20 protein-coding genes are annotated in these 20,621 nt (G+C 39.2%); 16 read left to right on the top strand and 4 right to left on the bottom strand.

The features are described 5' to 3' along the window. On the top strand, positions 1-396 hold the full coding sequence (locus ACIQCO_RS01770) for a hypothetical protein (RefSeq protein WP_400425171.1): 396 nt from the start codon (positions 1-3) through the stop codon (positions 394-396). Then, positions 393-2,486 (top strand): SF1B family DNA helicase RecD2, encoded by a 2,094-nt coding sequence (recD2, locus tag ACIQCO_RS01765; protein WP_400425168.1) that lies wholly within the window; start codon positions 393-395, stop codon positions 2,484-2,486. The genes ACIQCO_RS01770 and recD2 overlap by 4 nt, the downstream gene beginning before the upstream one ends. 174 nt (positions 2,487-2,660) lie before the next feature. On the opposite strand, the gene ACIQCO_RS01760 is transcribed toward recD2, so the two are convergent. Then, positions 2,661-3,017 (bottom strand): hypothetical protein, encoded by a 357-nt coding sequence (locus tag ACIQCO_RS01760; RefSeq protein WP_400425165.1) that lies wholly within the window; start codon positions 3,015-3,017, stop codon positions 2,661-2,663. A 50-nt stretch (positions 3,018-3,067) separates the two neighbouring features. After that, a complete protein-coding gene (locus ACIQCO_RS01755) occupies positions 3,068-3,667 on the bottom strand; it encodes a hypothetical protein (RefSeq protein ID WP_400425162.1) in 600 nt (199 codons plus the stop codon). A 431-nt stretch (positions 3,668-4,098) separates the two neighbouring features. Between ACIQCO_RS01755 and ACIQCO_RS01750 the strand changes: the two genes are divergently transcribed. The 8 genes from ACIQCO_RS01750 (at position 4,099) to ACIQCO_RS01715 (ending at position 11,692) form a co-directional block, all read left to right on the top strand. After that, positions 4,099-4,896 (top strand): TIGR00282 family metallophosphoesterase, encoded by a 798-nt coding sequence (locus ACIQCO_RS01750; RefSeq protein ID WP_400425159.1) that lies wholly within the window; start codon positions 4,099-4,101, stop codon positions 4,894-4,896. Between the two features lie 195 nt (positions 4,897-5,091). Next, positions 5,092-5,352, top strand: a complete 261-nt coding sequence (spoVS, locus tag ACIQCO_RS01745) for a stage V sporulation protein SpoVS (RefSeq protein ID WP_003211281.1) — start codon at positions 5,092-5,094, stop codon at positions 5,350-5,352. Between the two features lie 443 nt (positions 5,353-5,795). After that, the gene (locus ACIQCO_RS01740; RefSeq protein WP_400425141.1) at positions 5,796-7,532 is read left to right on the top strand and encodes a 2-oxoacid:acceptor oxidoreductase subunit alpha; all 1,737 of its coding nucleotides are present in this window, start codon (positions 5,796-5,798) and stop codon (positions 7,530-7,532) included. After that, positions 7,533-8,399, top strand: a complete 867-nt coding sequence (locus tag ACIQCO_RS01735; protein ID WP_400425138.1) for a 2-oxoacid:ferredoxin oxidoreductase subunit beta — start codon at positions 7,533-7,535, stop codon at positions 8,397-8,399. Between the two features lie 193 nt (positions 8,400-8,592). Further along, positions 8,593-10,137, top strand: a complete 1,545-nt coding sequence (miaB, locus tag ACIQCO_RS01730; RefSeq protein ID WP_400425135.1) for a tRNA (N6-isopentenyl adenosine(37)-C2)-methylthiotransferase MiaB — start codon at positions 8,593-8,595, stop codon at positions 10,135-10,137. A gap of 1 nt (position 10,138) precedes the next feature. Continuing rightward, positions 10,139-10,594, top strand: coding sequence for a YlbF/YmcA family competence regulator (locus ACIQCO_RS01725; RefSeq protein ID WP_400425132.1), 456 nt, complete (start codon positions 10,139-10,141; stop codon positions 10,592-10,594). Positions 10,595-10,848: 254 nt separating this feature from the next. Continuing rightward, complete coding sequence (locus ACIQCO_RS01720; RefSeq protein WP_400425130.1) at positions 10,849-11,394, top strand: outer spore coat protein CotE; 546 nt, start codon at positions 10,849-10,851, stop codon at positions 11,392-11,394. Between the two features lie 97 nt (positions 11,395-11,491). Beyond that, entirely contained in the window at positions 11,492-11,692 is a 201-nt protein-coding gene (locus ACIQCO_RS01715) for a hypothetical protein (protein ID WP_400425127.1), read from the top strand. A gap of 279 nt (positions 11,693-11,971) precedes the next feature. Here the strand turns inward: ACIQCO_RS01715 and ACIQCO_RS01710 are convergent, their stop codons facing one another. After that, the gene (locus tag ACIQCO_RS01710) at positions 11,972-12,526 is read right to left on the bottom strand and encodes a GNAT family N-acetyltransferase (RefSeq protein WP_400425124.1); all 555 of its coding nucleotides are present in this window, start codon (positions 12,524-12,526) and stop codon (positions 11,972-11,974) included. A 204-nt stretch (positions 12,527-12,730) separates the two neighbouring features. Then, the gene (locus tag ACIQCO_RS01705) at positions 12,731-13,600 is read right to left on the bottom strand and encodes a LysR family transcriptional regulator (protein ID WP_400425121.1); all 870 of its coding nucleotides are present in this window, start codon (positions 13,598-13,600) and stop codon (positions 12,731-12,733) included. A 186-nt stretch (positions 13,601-13,786) separates the two neighbouring features. Between ACIQCO_RS01705 and hpaB the strand changes: the two genes are divergently transcribed. The 6 genes from hpaB to hpaD all read left to right on the top strand — a co-directional run bounded on the left by hpaB (position 13,787) and on the right by hpaD (position 20,542). Then, positions 13,787-15,268, top strand: coding sequence for a 4-hydroxyphenylacetate 3-monooxygenase, oxygenase component (hpaB, locus tag ACIQCO_RS01700; RefSeq protein ID WP_400425118.1), 1,482 nt, complete (start codon positions 13,787-13,789; stop codon positions 15,266-15,268). 18 nt (positions 15,269-15,286) lie between these two features. Then, complete coding sequence (locus tag ACIQCO_RS01695; RefSeq protein WP_400425115.1) at positions 15,287-15,748, top strand: flavin reductase family protein; 462 nt, start codon at positions 15,287-15,289, stop codon at positions 15,746-15,748. Positions 15,749-15,776: 28 nt separating this feature from the next. Then, complete coding sequence (ribF, locus tag ACIQCO_RS01690) at positions 15,777-16,673, top strand: riboflavin biosynthesis protein RibF (protein WP_400425112.1); 897 nt, start codon at positions 15,777-15,779, stop codon at positions 16,671-16,673. 305 nt (positions 16,674-16,978) lie between these two features. After that, positions 16,979-17,899, top strand: coding sequence for a 2,4-dihydroxyhept-2-ene-1,7-dioic acid aldolase (hpaI, locus tag ACIQCO_RS01685; protein WP_400425110.1), 921 nt, complete (start codon positions 16,979-16,981; stop codon positions 17,897-17,899). A gap of 80 nt (positions 17,900-17,979) precedes the next feature. Further along, entirely contained in the window at positions 17,980-19,506 is a 1,527-nt protein-coding gene (gene hpaE, locus ACIQCO_RS01680; protein WP_400425107.1) for a 5-carboxymethyl-2-hydroxymuconate semialdehyde dehydrogenase, read from the top strand. Between the two features lie 52 nt (positions 19,507-19,558). Further along, positions 19,559-20,542 (top strand): 3,4-dihydroxyphenylacetate 2,3-dioxygenase, encoded by a 984-nt coding sequence (gene hpaD / locus ACIQCO_RS01675; protein WP_400425104.1) that lies wholly within the window; start codon positions 19,559-19,561, stop codon positions 20,540-20,542. Positions 20,543-20,621: the final 79 nt, after the last annotated feature.

Genomic DNA, 20,621 nt, shown 5'->3' with positions numbered 1-20,621 from the left:
TTGGCAAAAGGAAAAATGTCACCAGAAGAAATTTTATCTGCTGTAAAACAGTTAATTGAAGAAGCTAAAAACTCAGGTGATAAATTAAACGGAACCGCTATTGCACGGCGTGTAGGATGTGGTCGGACAACACTTTATACAAATCAAGAAGTTCGCGAATTGTTAATACAAGAAAAAATTATTGATGATACACCGTCAGACAAAACTACACAAGAAAAACCGAAGAAAAATGATCATACTATATTGGAACGTCGCCTACAAAAAAGTGAAGAACGGGCAAATCGATTGGAGCTCCTTTTAGCCGAGTCTAAGGAATCTATCAAACAATTTGAGGAAGAAAACAGGAGACTTCGTCTGGAAAAACGACTCCTTATGGAAGGAAAGTCCATTATATGACAGCTGTTCAAATAAGAGGAATAGTGGATGAGATTTTATATGAAGATGCTGATGGTCGTGCAGTCTTTCGGTTGATGTCTAATTCAAAATATTTACGAGCACTTGGCAAAGTTGGAAAAGTCCATTTGGGTGAAACTTGGATTATAAACGGTGATTGGGAAGAACATTTTCAACATGGTCGCCAATTTAAAGTTTATTCCGGATATCCAGTACCTCCTGATACACAAAACGAACTAATTGCATTGTTTTCCGGTGATAAGTTTGAAGGTGTGGGGATTGCAACTGCTTCCCGTTTAGTAAAACATTATGGTGATAATTTGTGGGGAATCTTAGAAAAACACCCCACAACCCTTTTTACCGATGGAATTGTTACAAGAAATAAGTCTGAGCTTATCATAAAATCCTTTGTAGGATTGAAACACCAATGGAAAGTAATTCGATTTTTAGTTGAAAATAAACTTCCCTTTCGTCTTGCAGAACCTTTAGTCACACTTTATGGCAAGGGTGTTTTAGTGAAAATAAGTGAAAATCCATATCGTCTTTTATCATTTCTTGATTGGAAAAACGTAGATCAATTAGCTATAAATTTAGGTGTAAAAACCGATGATGATAATCGCCTGAAAGCTGCAATTGTTCACATTCTCCAAGTACAGCTTTCAAAGGGGAATACTGCTGTTAACCGGGATTTTTTAACGGAACAAGTGGAAAGGCTTTTAAAAGTTCCAAAAGAAACATTTGAAAGGCATTTAGAAGAGCCTTTAGTTTATTTTGTTGGAGAAAATTTTGTTCAATTGCCTGGTATCGCTAGCCAAGAGAAAATGATTGCAAAAGTGTTTAAAAGTCTTGCAACCTCTTCAATTCCTTTAGCTAACGATCAATGGGTAGAATCCTGGTTAGACAACTATGAAAATAACAATAACTTTAAATTGGATTCACTGCAAAGAGAGGCAGTAAAAAGCGTTGTTAATAATCGCATTACGGTATTAACGGGTGGACCGGGAAGTGGTAAAACTTCAGTTGTCGACGCCATACGATTAATCTTACAAGATTTAGACCAGCCTGTTATTTTGTCAGCTCCGACAGGTCGTGCAGCTAAACGCTTGCAAGAATCAACTGGACTTGAGACGAAAACATTGCATCGCTTGTTTAAATATTCAATTTGGGATTTTTCATTTAAAAATAATAATGAAATCGCAAACTTAATTGTAGATGAATGTTCAATGGTTGATTTACGGATGTGGAGTATGATTGTTAGAGGTGTCGGTGAAAATACACGATTAATTCTTGTAGGAGATCCTAATCAATTACCGCCTATTGGAGCCGGACAAGTATTTTATGACATTGTAAATAATTCTTCCATTCCTGTTGTACAATTAACAAAGATTCACCGGCAAGCATCAGATAACCCAATTCCTTATGTTTCACGAGATATTAAAGATGGAAAGTTACCTTTGTTGCCTTCTTGGAATTTTGAAACAAAGGGTGTTTTTTTAATTGAGGAAATTGATGAAGAAAAAGGATTAGATTTAACAATAAATCTCGCGGTTGAGGAATTAAAAAAGGCAAAAATCCCTATCGAAGATATTCAAATTCTATCTCCAAGGAAAAATAATAAAACAGGAACAAAATCGATTAACGAACAAATCCGTCAAAATTTAGGATTAAAAGATATATCCGAAATAATTCCATTCGCACTAGGCGATCGTGTAATTCAAACAGTTAATAATTACGACCTTGGCGAAAATGGTGTGATGAATGGGTCTGTTGGGGTAGTTGTCGATCATAACGGAAAATCAATTACAATTGATTTTGACGGTGAAGAAATTAATATTCCTCACCATGCAACAAGTGATATTGACCATGCATATAGTATATCGGTTCATAAATCGCAAGGCTCACAGTACCGTGTAGTTCTTTTACCGTTATACGGAAGCTTAAATAACTTGCTAACGCGTCAATTAGTCTATACAGCCATTACAAGAGCTACAGACCTTATAATAATCGTAGGAAGCAAAAATACGTTGACCCAGACAATAATGAATAGTTCCACCTCTAAACGAGTTACCGGATTGCCCATTTATTTAAAATAACAAAAGTGATAACTGAACGAGTTCGGTTGAAGTGTGGAAAAATGCTAAAATGGATTAGAATATAAACAGCAAAAAAAACGTTCAGAAAAAAATCTGAGCGTTTTTTACGTAATATATTTCCAACAAAATTGAACTAAAGTACCCAATTGTTAAAGCAGCCTTTGTAACTGCTATCTACTTTACTTTGATAATGTCTAACCATTTGGTAGAAGAAAGCAAATCAATCGTGTGATTTCCTTTTGTGTATAAAACGGAAGCCCCTTCTCTTTCACCTTTTTTCCAACCATTTGCTTTAAGAGCAATTTCGTAATCAAATGGTATTCCATTTACTTCAGAAGCCCTTGACCAATCATAACTTTTTGATTTGTTACTTTCTTGAACTAATTCAGCTTTTTTAGGAATTGGGAAACCGTATAAATCTTCTGACGGCTCATAAAGTGACAATGCAGTGAAATAGTAACCAATGCCAACTCCTATTAAAAGTACCATTATTGCAATTATCCATCCAACTTTTTTCTTTATTTTAATCACCTCATGATTTTAAATAACCTGTTACGTTTTCGAATATCATTTCACAACCTTCATTCACCCTTAACATCCATAACTAATGTATCAAATAATTTACCATCAATATATACCAAAAGCGCCCATCTTCCTGCCTCTGGGAAAGTAACATGTGATGGCATACTTGAATCAGCACCTTCAATCTTGCCACCTCCTATCCCATTCTTCCTCGACCAACCATCGCCTAAAACCGGAGTTATCTTTAAAGTATCTGCATTATAACCCACAATTGTTAGATCTCCTTTATTAACTCCCCAAAAATGCCATAACCATTTTTGAGTTTCGTTGGCTTTAAAATCTGGCTCTCCATTAGAATTTAAATCAGGACCGATAAATCCAATTTTATTTTTATTGCCTACCATATCATTTCTCGTACCCGTATCAAAAACAGTAACCGATTTATTAAAATCTATATTTTCGAAGTCCTTCTCCTTTACAAAACTTGGAATGTCTTTAGGCAAAGTAATTTTAAACGTATCATGAGTTTTTCGAACCTTTGATGATTCTTCAGGCGGAGTTTTAAATGTATCTTGAGTTTTTTGAACATTTGATGATTGACAACCGCTTATAACAAATAGACATAGTATAAATACTGCAAAAGTCGTTTTTATTTTCACAATGCTTCCCCCTTCTTTTTAAAAAAATAATTACTGAGTTCTACTTCCAATATTAACATAAAAAACCATCAGTCCTTATAAAACACTTCTTTTTCATTGAAAAATATAAGGCGAGGCTTTATGCCGGGAAAACTTTTTGCGGGTGGGAGTCCCCCGGGTAGACTAGCGAAGGGGTCCCCAAGGAGGGCGAAGAACTCCGTGGGGGATGCCTTTGGGGGTTTGGGGGACGCCTACCACCCTAGCAAAAAGGAAACTGGAATAAATCGAGCCATAAATTTCCGTAAAATCCCTTGTGAACAGTACAAATGAACACATTTATCTATAGATATCATTCGCACCGCTTTATTTATTGGTCATTGGCTCCGGTTAAACGATGGGAATTTGTGATACAATTTAAATAAATAAATATTTTTTAGATGGAAGGAAATCAAATGAATCTACTTTTTATCGGCGATGTTGTCGGCTCACCAGGCCGTGACATGGTGAAGGATTATCTGCCAAAATTAAAAGAAAAATATCGGCCCCATTTTACCGTTATTAATGGTGAAAATGCTGCTGGAGGCAAGGGGATTACCGAGAAAATTTACCGAGAATTTTTAGGGTATGGAGCGCAGGCTGTAACCCTTGGAAACCATTCCTGGGATAACCGCGAGATTTTTGAATTTATCAATTCGGCGAAAAATATGGTCAGACCGGCGAATTTTCCAGAAGGAACTCCTGGTAAAGGGCTGGCATTCTTTAAAGTAAATGAGCTGGAAGTGGCGGTTATTAATCTTCAGGGGCGAACATTTATGGCACCATTGGATTGCCCGTTTAGAAAAGCTGACGAATTAGTTGAAATAGCAAAAGAAAGAACGCCATTCATTTTTGTCGACTTTCATGCGGAAGTGACGAGCGAAAAGCAAGCGATGGGTTGGTATCTCGATGGGAGAGTATCTGCGGTTGTAGGAACACACACACATGTACAAACCGCCGATAGCCGGATCTTACCTGGAGGAACAGGTTATTTAACTGATGTGGGCATGACCGGTCCTTATGATGGCATTCTTGGTGTTGAAAGGGAAGCAGTATTGACCAAATTTCTTACAAGCCTCCCTGTCCGCTTTGAGGTCGCGAAATCGGGCCGTAACCAGCTAAGTGCGGTATATATGGAACTTGATAGGAAAAGTGGACAGTGCAAAAAAATGGAGCGCATATTAATCAACGACGATCATCCGTTATATAGTTAAGCGAGAACCTTCCGAGGGGAAGGTTTTTTTTGTTGGCTAATAGGAAAGTCAATCGGCGAGTTTTCTTTAGCTTTTTTTGTCCAAGCCGGAATATGTCATTTGACAATTGAATATAGTAGCAGTGGAATGTTATAACCTGATTTGTGTTCATGAACTGCTCATGCGGGATCGGGATTTTCTAAGGGGGAGCTAGGAATGGAAATATTAAAAGTTTCAGCAAAATCTAATCCTAATTCTGTAGCTGGTGCACTTGCCGGAGTTCTGCGTGAAAGAGGTGCGGCAGAAATACAGGCAATTGGTGCGGGTGCATTGAATCAAGCCGTAAAGGCAGTAGCAATTGCACGAGGATTTGTAGCACCTAGCGGAGTTGATTTAATCTGTATCCCTGCGTTTACCGATATTTTAATTGATGGGGAGGAACGAACAGCAATTAAGCTAATTGTAGAGCCGCGGTGAAAGAGATAGATTATTTATAAGTGATTACAAAGTGAAAAAATATCCTGCTTGTGAGTATTTACAAGCGGGTTTTTTCTAGTTATTTAATTATAAATATACTATTCTGATATATAAATGAAAATTATAAAAAAGTAAAATTCGATTTCGGTAAATGAGGTAAAACAGCTTTAGACCGTAAGTTCAAACCCTTAAACTGTCTTGTTTTTTTTGAAAGAAAAATAGCAGATTTTAAATAATAAAAAAATATTCATATTTTAGACAATATTTCGCTCCAAAGGGTTGCAATTTTAAGTGCATAGGTCTAGAATTGTAAGCGTTTAGTACATATCTGAGGAATCGCTTTCAGTCTTTAAAGCGTAAAAAATAGTGATTTACTCGGAAAAGTGCTACACTTAAAAAGATTCATACTACTTATTTTTTACATATCCAAAGGGGTGTAAGTCATGATCAATCAACTTTCATGGAAAGTTGGCGGACAACAAGGGGAAGGCATTGAAAGTACTGGGGAAATCTTTGCAATCGCACTGAATCGCATGGGATATTACTTGTATGGTTATCGTCACTTTTCGTCTCGAATTAAAGGCGGTCATACAAACAATAAGATCAGAGTGAGTACGACAGAGGTTCGTTCGATTTCTGATGATCTTGATATCCTTGTAGCGTTTGACCAAGAAACCATCGATGTAAATTACCAAGAGCTTCATAGCAAAGGTGTAATCCTTGCTGACTCAAAATTCAATCCAAAAAAACCTGAAGATACTGAAGCTTCGTTGTATGCGGTTCCATTCACTGAGATTGCCACGCAGCTAGGAACATCTTTAATGAAGAACATGGTAGCAATCGGGGCGACTTCTGCAGTATTAGACCTAGATATTCATGTATTTGAAGTAGTAGTCCGCGAGATTTTTGGCAAAAAAGGCGACAAAGTTGTTGCGAAAAATATGGAAGCCATCCAAGCTGGCTTTGATTATATGAAAGAGCAAATGGATGCAAATGTCCCAACAATGGTTCTTGAAAAAGCCGATGGCAAACGCCGTATGTATATGATTGGTAATGATGCCATTGCATTGGGCGCTCTTGCGGCTGGCTGCCGTTTCATGGCTGCTTATCCAATCACACCTGCTTCTGATATAATGGAGTATTTGATTAAGAAGTTACCTGCACTTGGCGGGACTGTTATTCAAACAGAAGATGAAATTGCAGCATGTACCATGACAATTGGCGCAAGCTACGGCGGTGTTCGTGCGATTACTGCTTCTTCAGGCCCTGGATTATCTTTAAAGATGGAAGCAATCGGCTTGGCTGGTATTACAGAAACTCCGCTTGTTATTGTTGATACACAACGTGGCGGTCCATCGACAGGATTACCTACAAAACAAGAACAGTCAGATTTAATGGCGATGATTTATGGTACACATGGAGAAATTCCGAAAATTGTTTTGGCTCCAAGTACTGTCCAAGAAGCTTTCTATGATACAGCTGAAGCGTTCAACCTAGCTGAAGAATATCAATGTCCAGTTATTGTATTGTCGGACCTTCAATTATCACTAGGAAAACAAACAGTAGAGCCGCTTGATGCTTCTAAAGTGGAAATTAGACGCGGTAAGCTCGTAACTGAAGAGCTTCCAGAGATTGAAAACAAAGGTTACTTCAAGCGGTATGAAGTGACGGAAGATGGTGTTTCACCACGTACGATTCCAGGGATGAAAAATGGGATCCACCATGTTACTGGCGTTGAGCATGCTGAAACGGGTAAACCATCTGAATCGGCACCAAATCGGATTGCCCAAATGGATAAACGTTTCCGTAAAGTTGAAAATATTCGTTTTAATACACCTGTATATAAGAATGCACCACACGAGGAAGCCGATTTGTTAATCGTTGGTTTTAACTCTACTCGTGGAGCGATTGAAGAAGCAATGACTCGCTTAGAAAAAGACGGCTTGAAAGTAAATCATGCACAAATTCGCTTAATTCATCCTTTCCCAGCTGACGAGGTTCTTCCGCTTGTGCGTTCAGCGAAAAAAGTAATTGTTGTGGAAAACAATGCGACTGGTCAATTGGCTAATATTATGAAAATGAATGTTGGACATGCTGAAAAAATCACTAAATACCTTAAATATGATGGAAATCCGTTTCTTCCACACGAAGTTCATTCAAAATGTAAGGAGTTGTTCTAAATGGCCACTTTTAAAGACTTTCGAAATGATGTGAAACCGAACTGGTGCCCTGGCTGTGGCGACTTCTCCGTACAAGCGGCAATGCAGCGTGCGGCAGCAAATGTTGGTTTAGTACCGGAAAATTTAGCAGTAGTTTCAGGGATTGGCTGTTCAGGCCGTATCTCAGGTTATATTAATTCATACGGCTTCCATGGAATTCATGGCCGCTCACTTCCGATTGCACAGGGTGTTAAAATGGCTAATCGTGATTTAACGGTTATTGCTTCTGGCGGTGACGGTGATGGTTATGCAATTGGGATGGGACATACGATTCATGCTATTCGTCGTAATATTGATATTACTTACATTGTCATGGATAACCAAATTTATGGGTTAACAAAGGGACAAACATCTCCACGTTCGGCAGTAGGATTTAAAACAAAATCAACGCCGATGGGATCAATCGAACAATCGATTTCCCCGATGGAGATGGCTTTAACAGTAGGAGCAACCTTTGTTGCACAAAGTTTCTCTACCGACTTAAAAGACCTAACAGCATTAATTGAAGCAGGTATCAACCACAAAGGTTTCGCTTTAATCAATGTGTTCAGTCCATGTGTAACCTATAATAAGGTCAACACTTATGATTGGTTTAAGGAAAATCTAACGAAGCTTAGTGATGTGGAAGGATATGACGCATCAAACCGTGAAATGGCGATGCAGACCTTAATGAAGCATAACGGCTTAGTTACTGGACTTATTTACCAAAATACTGAGCGTCCATCTTATCAAGAATTATTGACTGGATACTCCGAAGAACCGTTGGTAGATTCAGACTTAAACCTTGACCAAGCACACTTCGATAAATTAGTTGCTGAATTTATGTAATCATGAAAAGCTAAACATCCCGGGGAGTCAATTCCCCGGGATTTTCTATTGTTTTCACCCGCTGAAACCTTTATACTATTATAATGTGCAGATAGGGCACATACTCCTTTATTTTTTATAGTAAAGGTAATAAATTACATTATTTATTTTAATAGACGCAAAAGTTAATTTGGTTGAAAGGAGATTTATCCCAATGAATGAAAAACAACGTTTAGATAGCAAACAAGTTGAAGCTGCCAATTCTTCGGACAAAAAATCCGCCAAGGATTACAGCAAATACTTTGAGCAGGTTATTACAGCACCTTCTTTAATAGAAGCAAAAAAACGTGGAAAAGAAGAAGTAAAATATCATAATGATTTTGCGATTCCTGAAGAATTCCGCGGCATGGGTGAGGGCCGGAAGTTTTATATTCGGACGTATGGTTGTCAAATGAATGAACATGATACAGAGGTTATGGCAGGGATCTTTTTGGCATTAGGGTATGAACCTACCGATACCGTGGTGGATGCTAACGTTATTCTATTAAATACATGTGCCATCCGTGAGAATGCAGAAAACAAAGTGTTCGGTGAACTGGGCCATTTAAAATCCTTGAAATTGGAGAGACCTGACCTGCTTATTGGTGTTTGCGGCTGTATGTCTCAAGAGGAATCTGTTGTAAATAAAATCTTGAAAACCTATCATCAGGTTGACATGATTTTTGGTACTCACAATATTCACCGCTTACCAAACATTTTACAAGAAGCATATATGTCGAAAGAAATGGTTGTCGAAGTATGGTCAAAGGAAGGCGATGTTATTGAAAACCTTCCAAAAGTCCGCCGTGGTAAGATTAAGGCCTGGGTTAATATTATGTATGGCTGTGATAAATTCTGTACGTACTGTATCGTCCCATTCACGCGTGGGAAGGAGCGAAGCCGTCGTCCTGAAGAAATTATCCAAGAGGTCCGTCAATTAGCAGCACAAGGCTACCAGGAAGTCACTCTCCTTGGTCAAAATGTTAATGCCTATGGTAAAGACCTAGAAATTGAAAACTACGGTCTTGGTGAGTTGATGGATGATTTACGTAAAATCGATATCCCGCGGATTCGGTTCACCACCAGTCATCCCCGTGACTTTGATGACCGTCTGATTGAAGTACTTGCCAAAGGCGGTAACTTAATGGATCATATCCATTTACCTGTTCAATCGGGTTCAACTGACGTATTAAAAATTATGGCTCGTAAATATACAAGAGAACAATATTTAGAGCTTGTGAGAAAAATTAAAGCAGCGATTCCGAATGTCGCCTTAACAACTGATATTATCGTTGGCTACCCGAACGAGACGGACGAACAGTTTGAAGAAACGATGTCCCTCTATCGTGAGGTTGGTTATGAATTGGCGTATACTTTCATTTACTCGCCGCGGGAAGGTACTCCAGCAGCAAAAATGGAAGATAATGTCCCAATGGAAGTGAAGAAAGCACGCTTGCAGCGTTTAAACGCGCTTGTGAATGAACTTTCTTTAGAGGCAATGAAAAAACATGAAGGCCAAATCCTTGACGTCCTTGTTGAAGGGGAAAGCAAGAACAACCCTGAAGTCCTTGCCGGGTACACAACTAGAAGCAAGCTGGTAAACTTTGCTGCTCCAAAGTCAGCAATTGGAAAAATTGTCAAAGTGAAAATTACCCAAGCAAAAACATGGTCATTAAACGGAGAAATGGTCGAAGAATTACAACCAGCAGAGGTGAAATAAAGTGGCGAAGTATACAAAAGACGATATCGTCGCTCGTGCTGCGGATTTAGCACGGATGATTGCAGAAACTGAGGAAGTGGACTTCTTCAAACGGGCAGAAGCTCATATTCATGATAATCAAAAGGTGAAGACTTTAATTGCAGATATTAAAGGATTGCAAAAACAAGCGGTAAATTTACAGCATTACGGAAAACCGGAAGCATTAAAAAAGGTAGAAGACAAAATTGCGACCATTGAGCAGGAGTTAGATGAAATACCTGTTGTTCAGGATTTCAAGCAATCTCAATTAGAAGTAAATGAGCTGCTGCAGCTGATTGCTTCAACCATTTCTAATACGGTTACCGATGAAATTATTGTTTCAACAGGCGGAGGCGTATTAATGGGTGAAACAGGTTCTAGCATGAAGAATGGCGGCGGGGCATGCGATGGCCACGACGCTTGCGATCACGAACATTAAAATGTTGAGCCGGGCTTTTAACAAAGCCTGGCTTTTTCTATATAAAATTTTCCTTTCTACGCAATCCCCTAAAGAGTACCTCTAATCATGGTTCCCCCAGTTTTAAGTACAGGCAAACAAGGCACACACCATTAAATCCCGCATAAAATGAACTATGACTAAACATTTAACCAGTATTCACAAAAATATATTTCACACTAGTCTACAAATTAGCATAGGATGAAATGAAACTGAATGAGGAGGGTTCGCGCGAAATGGGAGAATATAGAGAGATATTAGCAAAGGCGGTAGTAGCGAAGGGACAAAAATTCACCCAGTCCAATCATACGATAAGCCCGGCACATAGTCCAACAAGTATTCTTGGCTGTTGGATCATCAACCATAAATATAACGCGAAAAAAGTCGGCAAGACTGTAGAGATACATGGCTCGTATGACATCAACGTTTGGTACTCATTTAATGATAATACCAAAACAGAAGTGGTAACTGAACGTGTTCAATATACAGATGTCATTAAGTTAAAGTATCGTGATCCTGACTGTATCGATGACAATGAAATTGTTGCCCGGGTTCTGCAGCAGCCAAATTGTTGCGAAGCAGTCATCTCCCCAAATGGCAATCGAATCATCGTCCATGTCGAAAGAGAATTCCTTGTTGAAGTAATCGGTGAGACAAAGATTTGTGTTCGGGTCAATCCTGAAGGATGCAAAGACGATGACGATGAGTGGGGAATGGACGTAGACGACGAAGAATTCGAAGAACTAAATCCCGATTTCTTAGTCGGCTCAGAGGAGGAATAACATGAACTAGGAGGTTTTTACTTCCTAGTTTTTTTCTTTTATGCGGTGCATTTTTTTATGCAAAACAAGCATCTTAACTTTAGGAGGTGTTTAAATAATGGAGCCTAGACAGCCTGGAAGTAATAAGATGCCTGATTTTGACAAATTAAACGATCGAATGATTGCGGACAGTTCAACTTCCCCAATGTTAGTAATTAAAACGAATCTTGACCCAAAAGATATTGTAGAAAATAACCCGTACTATCATGATAAGGAACCGAAAGATCCAAAAGAGTTTAAAGCGTATTTTGAAGAGTAATAAGCCAGGATATCATTCTGAGGGCACTGAAAAATTCCATTTAATTTAAGGTTGTGTGTCTAAACTGGCTGTTGATTTCCGCTCCAGGCGGCTTCGCTTTCCGCGGGCGTGCCGGTGAGCCTCCTCGGCGCTAGCGCCTGCGGGGTCTCACCAGCCCCGTACTCCCGCAGGAGTCTTCGCCGCCTTCCGCTCCAATCAACAGAGTTCTTTTAATCAGATAGAAACCTCATGAATAAAAAGACGCCTCAAAATTCACAAGATTTTCAGTGCCCTCGATTATTATTCTTCCTGGCTTTTTTTCCACTCAGGCCGCAATAAAGACAATACATGGGTATCATGAAATTGTTCATTTTGCTGGATATAACTGCGAAGTAAACCTTCATTTGTAAACCCCAGCTTCATAAGTAAATGGATGGAGGCTTGATTTTCCGGGTAAACCACGGCGCCGATTCGAAACAATTCCAATTGCTGAAAGCTAAAGCGGAGCACTTCTTTAATTGCCTCTGAAGCATACCCCTTTCTCCAATAAGATGGGTGGAGTTCATAGCCAATCTCAGCGCGTTTATTTTTTAACTGCAAGCCATTGAGACCAACAGTTCCAATGATTCTTTGATTTTCTTTTAGCTTGATTCCCCAGCGTATCCCTCGTTTATCAAGGAAGTTCTTGTGAAACATGTCAATTAATCTGGAAGCCTCAACCTGTAATGTGAATCGATCGGTACCATAAAACCGCGTCACCTCTTCTAAAGAGAAAATCTCGTAAAGGCTATTAGCATGTTGATCTGTTAATTCAATTAATTTAAGTCTTTTTGTCTCTAAAACAGGAAAATTCACGGTATCAGCTCTCTTTGAAAGATAATGTTTGTTATTAACTTAAATTTCCTCATAGAATGGAATCTAAGTCAATAGCAAATTATTATTTAGGGAATGAATTATTTTTACTCTCACCACGTAAAAAAACCATCGGTCCTTGCAGGATTGATGGTTTTTTTTAATCTTTTTAAAGCCATGATAGTACAAACGTTTTAGCTATTTCTATTAAGTTTTAAATGTTTCGATAAATCGTACAGCACTTTTTGATAGATTTCGGTCTTTAAGCCAGATCACTGCTGATTCTGATTGTATTGAACTGTCTTCAATAGCGATGATTTTTAAACCTATTGTTGGGAATGAGAGCAGAGTTGATTTTGGAAGCAATGTAGCACCTACTCCCGCCCTGACAAGAGACAATAGCATTGCTGCATCAGCGCATTGACAAACAATGGTTGGTTCAAGTTCTTGTTTTTTGAATTCATCCATTACCAGTTCATACAAGCCCACCCCGCTAATTCGATGCAATAACATTAATGGCATATCTGCTATTTCTCTTAATTTAACAGGTTTTTGACTAATCCAATTTTCTGGTATTACCAAAACAAATCGGTCATTAGGGAGTGGCAATGATGAAAAGTCATTCAGATTTAAGGGAAGTCGGACAATCGCAAGCTCGATATCCCAGTTTCTTATCGCTGTAGCTAGACGAAAGGAATCACCTTCGTGCAAACGGAATGTGACCATTGGGTAATGTTCACGGAAAAAGCTGAGTCTCTCCGGTATGTAAGAAAAGCAGGTTTTTACAGAACCAATGGACAAAAGTCCCTTTAACCCTTCCCCGACTTCCTTAACCTCAGTAACGGTTTCGTCAAATCTTCGTAAAAGCTCTTGTGCTCTTGTATATAAGACTTTTCCCGCTTCTGTTAATTCCATATTTCTTCCGTTTCTGTCCATTAAAGGAACACCGAGCTCTTCTTCAAGCAATTTAAGCTGCTGGCTTAATGGTGGTTGTGCCATATGGAGTTTTTTTGCTGCCCGTGTAACTTGACCCTCCTCAGCAATAACCGAAAAATACCTAAGCTGTTTTACATCCAAATAAGTATTCCTCCTTAACCAGGTATATTTTTTTCGTATCGAAAACCAATTTTATAAGTATTTTTCATATATCATATCACATGTTAAATTAATGTTGTAAGTAAATTCAGATAATTCTATATTTAAACGGTTTCATTTAGTTAATTGGCAGTACATAAAATAGGGAAATTGAAAGGAGAAATGGACATGCCGGCTAAAACAGGAAAGCAATATATTGAAAGAGTGGATCAAGCACAAGCAAACGTGTGGATTAATGGGGAACAAGTCAAAGGGAAGATATCTGAGCATCCTGCATTTAAGGGGGTTATGAAATCCCAAGCCGAGTTGTACGATATGCAGCATGACCCAGCAAAAAAAGACTATATGACCTATGTATCGCCAACATCCAGGGAACGTGTAGGGACTTCATATATTCAGCCAAGAACGAAAGAAGATCTAGAAATGCGCCGTAAAATGATGCAGGAATGGGCGAAATTTAATGGCGGTATGATGGGGCGCTCTCCTGATTATATTAATGTCGGTATTATGGCGTATGGAAATGCATCGGAAATGTTCGGAAAACAGGATCCATTTTATGCGAAAAATATGCAAGAATACTATGAATACTGCCGGGAAAACGATCTTTCTTTAACCCATACGTTAATTCAGCCGGCAGTAAACCGGGCAGTCAATTCAGCTCAACTACCAGATCCATATATCGCGGCTCGAATTGTTGAAAAGACTTCTGAAGGCGTTGTCATTCGCGGAGCACGCCTCTTAGCAACACAAGGTGGAATTACGGATGAAATCATGGTATTTCCTTCTACACTTTTAAAGCAAGCAGAAGAGGAAAACCCTTACGCGTATGCCTTTTCCATTCCAAACAATACGCCAGGATTAAAATTTATTTGCCGAGAGTCATTTGATTATGGAAAATCGAACTTTGATCATCCACTAGGATCTCGCTTTGAGGAAATGGATACAATTGTTGTTTTTGATGATGTAGTCGTGCCATGGAATCGCATATTTGCGCTTGGCGATGTTGGTGTGTGCAACCAAGCTTATAACGAAAGTAATGCAGTTGTTCATATGACCCATCAGGTTGTATCAAAAAACATCATAAAATCTGAATTTGTCCTAGGAATTCTTCAGTTAATGGTAGAAACAATCAATATTGGACAATTCCAACACGTACAAGAAAAAATGTCCGAAGTGGTTATCGCGTTAGAGACAATGAGGGCGTATGTGACAGCTGCAGAGGCCAATGCAAAAATTGATAAATGGGGAATCATGACACCTGACTTTACGCCGTTAAATATTGCTAGACACTATTTCCCGAAAATTTATCCAAGGTTCAGCGAAATCATGCAATTATTAGGGGCCAGCGGCTTAATGGCAATCCCTAACGAGGCAGACTTTAATTCAGAAATTCGTCCTGATTTAGATAAATATTTACAAGCGGCCAACGGGGATGCCTATAACCGTGTCAAACTTTACCGCTTGGCTTGGGATGTTTGCATGAGTGCATTTGGCTCAAGACAAACACTTTATGAGCGCTACTTCTTCGGTGACCCAATCAGAATGGCCAGCAATTTATACAACGGCTATGATAAACAAAAACATGTAGACCATGTTAAAGAATTTTTAAACCGTTCCGAACAGTTAATAAATAAGGGAGTAACCCTTTAAATGGAGGCTGCCTTCAAAATGGATGATCGTACATTTAGAAACGCCATGGGTAAATTTGCAACTGGCGTAACTGTAATTACAACAGAATTAGACGGCGAAGTACACGGTATGACCGCCAATGCGTTTATGTCTGTCTCTCTTAATCCGAGATTGGTCCTAATCTCAATCGGGGAAAGGGCTAAGATGCTTAATAAAATCAAAGAATCCGGAACATTTGCTGTAAATATTTTATCAGAGGAACAAAGAGAGGTTTCCATGCTGTTTGCTGGACAAATTCAGGAAAAACGGGAAATCGAATTTGATCGTTTGGCAGAGCTGCCAGTCATCAAAGACTCGTTAGCCAATATTTGCTGTAAGGTCTATAGGCAACATGTAGAAGGGGATCACACATTATTTATCGGAGAAGTAACGGATATTGTTCTTCGTGATGGTGCTCCATTAGCGTTTTATGAAGGAAAATATCGTGAAATTGTAGGGTGATTTAACATTTTCTGGGGGAGGTGTTAGGATGGAAACAATTTATATTCAGCATCCCATTTCTGATTCGGTAAAAAGGAGGATGGAATCGTGTGTGATTGCGCTTGGTTTTTTTGACGGTGTTCATAAAGGACATCAAGGTATAATGCAGACAGCCAAAGAAATTGCAAAACGGAAACAGCTGACCTTTGCGGTTATGACATTTTATCCACATCCACGTGATGTCGTCAATCCAAATCAAGCACCGATGAAATATTTAACTCCATTGCCGATCAAAGAAGAGCGCTTCGAACAAATGGGTGTTGAAAAGTTGTTTGTTGTCAAATTCGATTCTCACTTTGCATCTCTTTCCCCTGAAGATTTTGTCAATCAATATATTATCGGGCTTCAAGGTAAACATGTTGTTGCTGGGTTTGATTATCATTATGGACATAAAGGCAAAGGAAATATGGAGATATTGGCGGGAGAGGGAATGGGGAAGTTTACGGTAACAACTGTAAAAAAAATTGAGCATTCTCAAAAGAAAATTAGTTCTAGCGTCATCCGCCAATTACTTTCTAACGGAAAGGTCAACGCTATTCCTGCTTATCTTGGTGATTTTTTTGAGGTAAGAGGTGAAGTAATACAAACCTCTCTTTATTATAAAAATAACCAGTTCTTGAAAATAGCAATTGATCAAGACTTTATGACTCCGAAATCGGGCGTCTATAAGGTTCTTATTGAAATAGAAAATAAAATCTATCAGGGAGTTTGTCATCAAATTACCTTAAAAGATAACCAACGCTCACTCTTAGTGCATTTACCAAATTGTTTCATCGATACCAGCCATAAACAAGTGAAAGTAAAGTGGCAGCAGTATATTTTTGGAAAACAAAAAGAAGTGTATGATATGAGTCAGTATTTTATATGTGATGAACTTGTCATTTAGTTAACCTTCAAGGGAAAGTAGGTGGAGGACATTTACTCTGGTCAATTACTTCCGATTGAATCGATAAAAAAATTTGAAAATATTTGACCAACTAATGTAAGGGAGCCACTTTTGATGGCTTCCTTTTATTTTAGAGCCTATAAATTTCAGTAACAGATATGATAATGATATGGAAAGTAAATAAAAATCATATACAATTTTTCATCAAGATGGGTTGAAATCATATATGATTTGATATATGATTTAAATAAAGAAAGTGAATAATTAGAAAATAAATAAAATTTAAAAAAGGCAGGGATAGCAAAATGTATGAAGATGTAAAAAGACGTTTAAGAGGCTCAATTGCACCAGTAATTACACCGTTTAATGAAGATGAATCAATTGATTTTGCAACGATGAGTAATCTTATTAATTGGCAGATTGAGAGCGGCACCCATGCGATCTCAGTAACCGGTACTTCTGGAGAACCTAGTTCCTTAACCGTGAAAGAACGCGAATTAGTGATGGAAAATGCTATTAAAGCGATTAATGGAAGGGTTCCTTTCGCGCCGGGAACCGGCTCGGTTAATCATCAGGAAGCCCTTCATTTAACGAAGGCAGCACAAGAAATGGGTGCAGATGCTGCCATGGTCATTGTGCCTTACTACAACAAGCCATCACAGCATGCCCTTTATAAACATTATAAAGCAATTGCAGATGCGGTCGATATTCCGATTATTGTTTATAATATTCCAGGTCGAACTGGGGTCAATCTTGAAGTGAAAACACTAGCAAGATTAGTAGAGGATTGCCCGAATATTATTGGTGCGAAGGAATCGAATAAAGACTTTGAACATGTAAATCGCGTTTTACTGAATTGCGGAAGAGATTTCCTATTATTCTCAGGAATTGAACTGCTTTGCTACCCAATGCTTACAATCGGTGGCAGCGGTTCAATCAGTGCTACCGCTAATGTGGCACCAGGACCAGTTGCCGAAATGCACAATGCGTGGGATGCTGGAAACGTTGAAAGAGCATTGGAGCTCCATTATGAATTAATGCCTTTAAATGATGTTTTATTCAAAGATACAAATCCTGCTCCAGTGAAGGCTGCGATGGGCATGATGGGGAAAATTAAACCAGTCCTGCGCCTGCCGATGGATCTGCCAACTCAAGCGCTCCAAGATGAAATTCGTGAGGTCTTAAAACAATATGTAAAACTACCTGATAGTTTACCGTTAAGATAATAGTTTAAAAACAGGTCAGCTAAACCTCCCTAGACTAATAGAGAGGTTTAGCTAGGCACTCGAAAAAGGAAGTGAAAACGATGCAAACAAAGGCAGCAGATCAAAAAGGTCAAGCAGTTCACAAGCGGGTCGAAGATGTCTTGCTATACATTAATGGTAAGTTTGTGGATGCCGAGAACAGAATCACCTTTGAAAATATAAATCCATTTACAAATCAAGTGAATAATCTCGTTGCAGAAGGTCGCAGAGATGACATGGATAAGGCCGTTGCAGCTGCGAATAAGGCTTTCAAACAGGGTCCATGGGGCACGATGAAAGTGGCCCAGCGGATGAAGTATATTAATCGTATTGCTGACTTAATTGATGAAGAAGTAGAAGAAATCGCCATCTTAGAATCATTGGATACCGGTCTTCCCATTAGTCAAACAAGAAATATGGTTGCTCGTGCAGCGGAAAATTTCCGTTTTTATGCGAAAATGGTTGAAATAAAATTACATGGTGAATCCTATCCAGTCGATGGTGAGTTTATTAACTATACTCTATATAAACCATTAGGGGTGGTTGGACTGATCACTCCATGGAATGCCCCATTTATGCTTGAAACCTGGAAGGTAGCGCCCGCATTAGCTACTGGAAATACAGTTATCTTAAAACCAGGGGAATTATCTCCATTAACCGCAAATAAATTGGCCGAGATTATTGATAAAGCTGGGTTGCCAAATGGTGTTTTCAACGTTGTTCATGGCTTGGGTGAAACGGCAGGAGCAAGACTTGTGGAGCACCCTGACGTTCGAGCGATTTCTTTCACAGGAGAAACGACAACGGGATCGACCATCATAAAAAACTCAGCAGATTCATTAAAGAAAACTTCAATGGAGCTTGGAGGCAAGTCACCGCTAATTGTCTTTGATGATGCAGATTTACACCGTGCACTTGATGCTGCTATTTGGGGAATCTTCTCCTTTAATGGCGAACGCTGTACATCGAACGCTCGTGTTTTTGTTCATAAAAACATTAAAGACCAATTTGTTAGTGCGCTTAAAGAACGAGTGGCCAATATTAAAATTGGCGATCCGATGGACACTTCAACTGAACTTGGCCCATTAATCGGCAAGGAACACTTTGACAAAGTGAAAGGGTATATTGAACTTGCCAAAGAAGAGGGCTGTGAAGTGGTTCAGGGAGTAGTTCCTGAAGAGGTGAAGGCAGGAAACTTTGTTCCGCCAACTCTTCTTTTAAATGCCAGAAACGATATGAAAGTGTGTCAGGAAGAAATTTTCGGTCCTGTCATGGCCGTCATTGAGTTTGAAACAGAAGATGAAGTCATTGCAGCGGCAAATGATGTGAAATATGGGCTGGCAGGATTCGTCTGGACAAATGATATGAAACGCGGTCACCGGGTCGCACATGCAGTGGAGGCAGGAATGTTATGGATTAATGCTCAGAATGTTAGGGATCTTCGTATTCCATTTGGGGGAACGAAAGCGAGCGGTATTGGAAGGGAAGGCGGCCATTATGCAATATTTGAATTTTACACTGAACCGAAAGTGATTCATGTTGCGATTGGCGAACATCATATCCCGCAGTTTGGAAAAGTAAATAAATAATTCCTGCCTGTGTGTTTGGGATTATCATTCTAGTAAAGTTGGAGGTCACCCAATGGACTTTAATATTATTCGAATTGCCAGAACCATCATTAACGTTAAAGATTTAAACCGGTCTCGGGAGTTTTATGTAAACGCTTTAGGTTTTATTGAAACAGAAAGTGACGATGAACATATTTATCTGCGCGGGCTTGAGGAGCATACTCACCACAGTTTAGTTCTAAAGAAATCAGATAAACCTGGGGTCCATGCCCTCGGATATAAAGTAGCAAAAGAAGAGGATTTAGATAAACTAGCAGCCTTTTTTGAGTCAAAAGGTTTGAAAACAAAATGGTTAGAGGAGGGCAGCCAACACGCAGTTGGCAGGGCCTTACATGTGCAAGATGTGTCCGGAATGCCGTTAGAGTTTTTCTGCAAAATGGACGGCGCGGAACGGATGCTGCAGCGATACGATCAATATCGTGGTGCAAGAATTCAACGGATTGACCATGTAAACTGTTCTGTTCCTGATGTAGAGAAAGCGTATGATTTCTTCATCAATGAATTAGGTTTTGCTTGCTCGGAATATACAGCGACAGGGGATGATAGAATTTGGGCTGCATGGCTGCATCGTAAACAAGGTGTTCATGACCAAGCCTTTATGAATGGTGTGGGGCCTCGTCTCCATCATATTGGCTTTTGGCTTCCGGATCCATTAGCGCTTATCCACTGTTGTGACGTTCTGGCTTCACTGGGATATGGAGACAATATTGAAAGAGGTCCAGGGCGCCACGGACTTTCAAATGCTTTCTTTCTGTATTTAAGGGATCCAGACGGATATCGAATTGAGCTTTACAATGGAGACTATTTAACAAGTGATCCAGATTTTAAACCTATTAAATGGGATTTGGATGATCCAAGACGTCAAACCTTCTGGGGACATAAAGCTCCAGATAGCTGGTTTAATGAAACATCCCCATTTTTAGATATTGAAACAGGGGAGCAGATTGAGGTTACGGAAGCAAAATTAGCAAAAGTGAAGCCTGAATTTGTTTTATAGCCTGAAAGATGAGGAGTATGGAGATTATGAAGAAGTTTTCTACATAACCTGCTCCTCCTTTTTATTCTAGGATGATAAT

Source organism: Neobacillus sp. NPDC093127, assembly GCF_044754175.1.
Taxonomy (GTDB): Bacteria; Bacillota; Bacilli; order Bacillales; family Cytobacillaceae; genus Neobacillus.
The sequence above is the reverse complement of the archived record's forward strand: the minus strand, read 5'-3'. Positions and strand labels throughout refer to the sequence as shown.

Coding starts and splice junctions, on each gene's coding strand:
- hpaI (WP_400425110.1), top strand. CDS start 16,979: ATGTATGAAGATGTAAAAAGACGTTTAAGAGGCTCAATTGCACCAGTA.
- ACIQCO_RS01715 (WP_400425127.1), top strand. CDS start 11,492: ATGGAGCCTAGACAGCCTGGAAGTAATAAGATGCCTGATTTTGACAAA.
- ribF (WP_400425112.1), top strand. CDS start 15,777: ATGGAAACAATTTATATTCAGCATCCCATTTCTGATTCGGTAAAAAGG.
- hpaD (WP_400425104.1), top strand. CDS start 19,559: ATGGACTTTAATATTATTCGAATTGCCAGAACCATCATTAACGTTAAA.
- ACIQCO_RS01695 (WP_400425115.1), top strand. CDS start 15,287: ATGGATGATCGTACATTTAGAAACGCCATGGGTAAATTTGCAACTGGC.
- ACIQCO_RS01740 (WP_400425141.1), top strand. CDS start 5,796: ATGATCAATCAACTTTCATGGAAAGTTGGCGGACAACAAGGGGAAGGC.
- recD2 (WP_400425168.1), top strand. CDS start 393: ATGACAGCTGTTCAAATAAGAGGAATAGTGGATGAGATTTTATATGAA.
- ACIQCO_RS01735 (WP_400425138.1), top strand. CDS start 7,533: ATGGCCACTTTTAAAGACTTTCGAAATGATGTGAAACCGAACTGGTGC.
- spoVS (WP_003211281.1), top strand. CDS start 5,092: ATGGAAATATTAAAAGTTTCAGCAAAATCTAATCCTAATTCTGTAGCT.
- ACIQCO_RS01720 (WP_400425130.1), top strand. CDS start 10,849: ATGGGAGAATATAGAGAGATATTAGCAAAGGCGGTAGTAGCGAAGGGA.
- hpaB (WP_400425118.1), top strand. CDS start 13,787: ATGCCGGCTAAAACAGGAAAGCAATATATTGAAAGAGTGGATCAAGCA.
- ACIQCO_RS01750 (WP_400425159.1), top strand. CDS start 4,099: ATGAATCTACTTTTTATCGGCGATGTTGTCGGCTCACCAGGCCGTGAC.
- hpaE (WP_400425107.1), top strand. CDS start 17,980: ATGCAAACAAAGGCAGCAGATCAAAAAGGTCAAGCAGTTCACAAGCGG.
- miaB (WP_400425135.1), top strand. CDS start 8,593: ATGAATGAAAAACAACGTTTAGATAGCAAACAAGTTGAAGCTGCCAAT.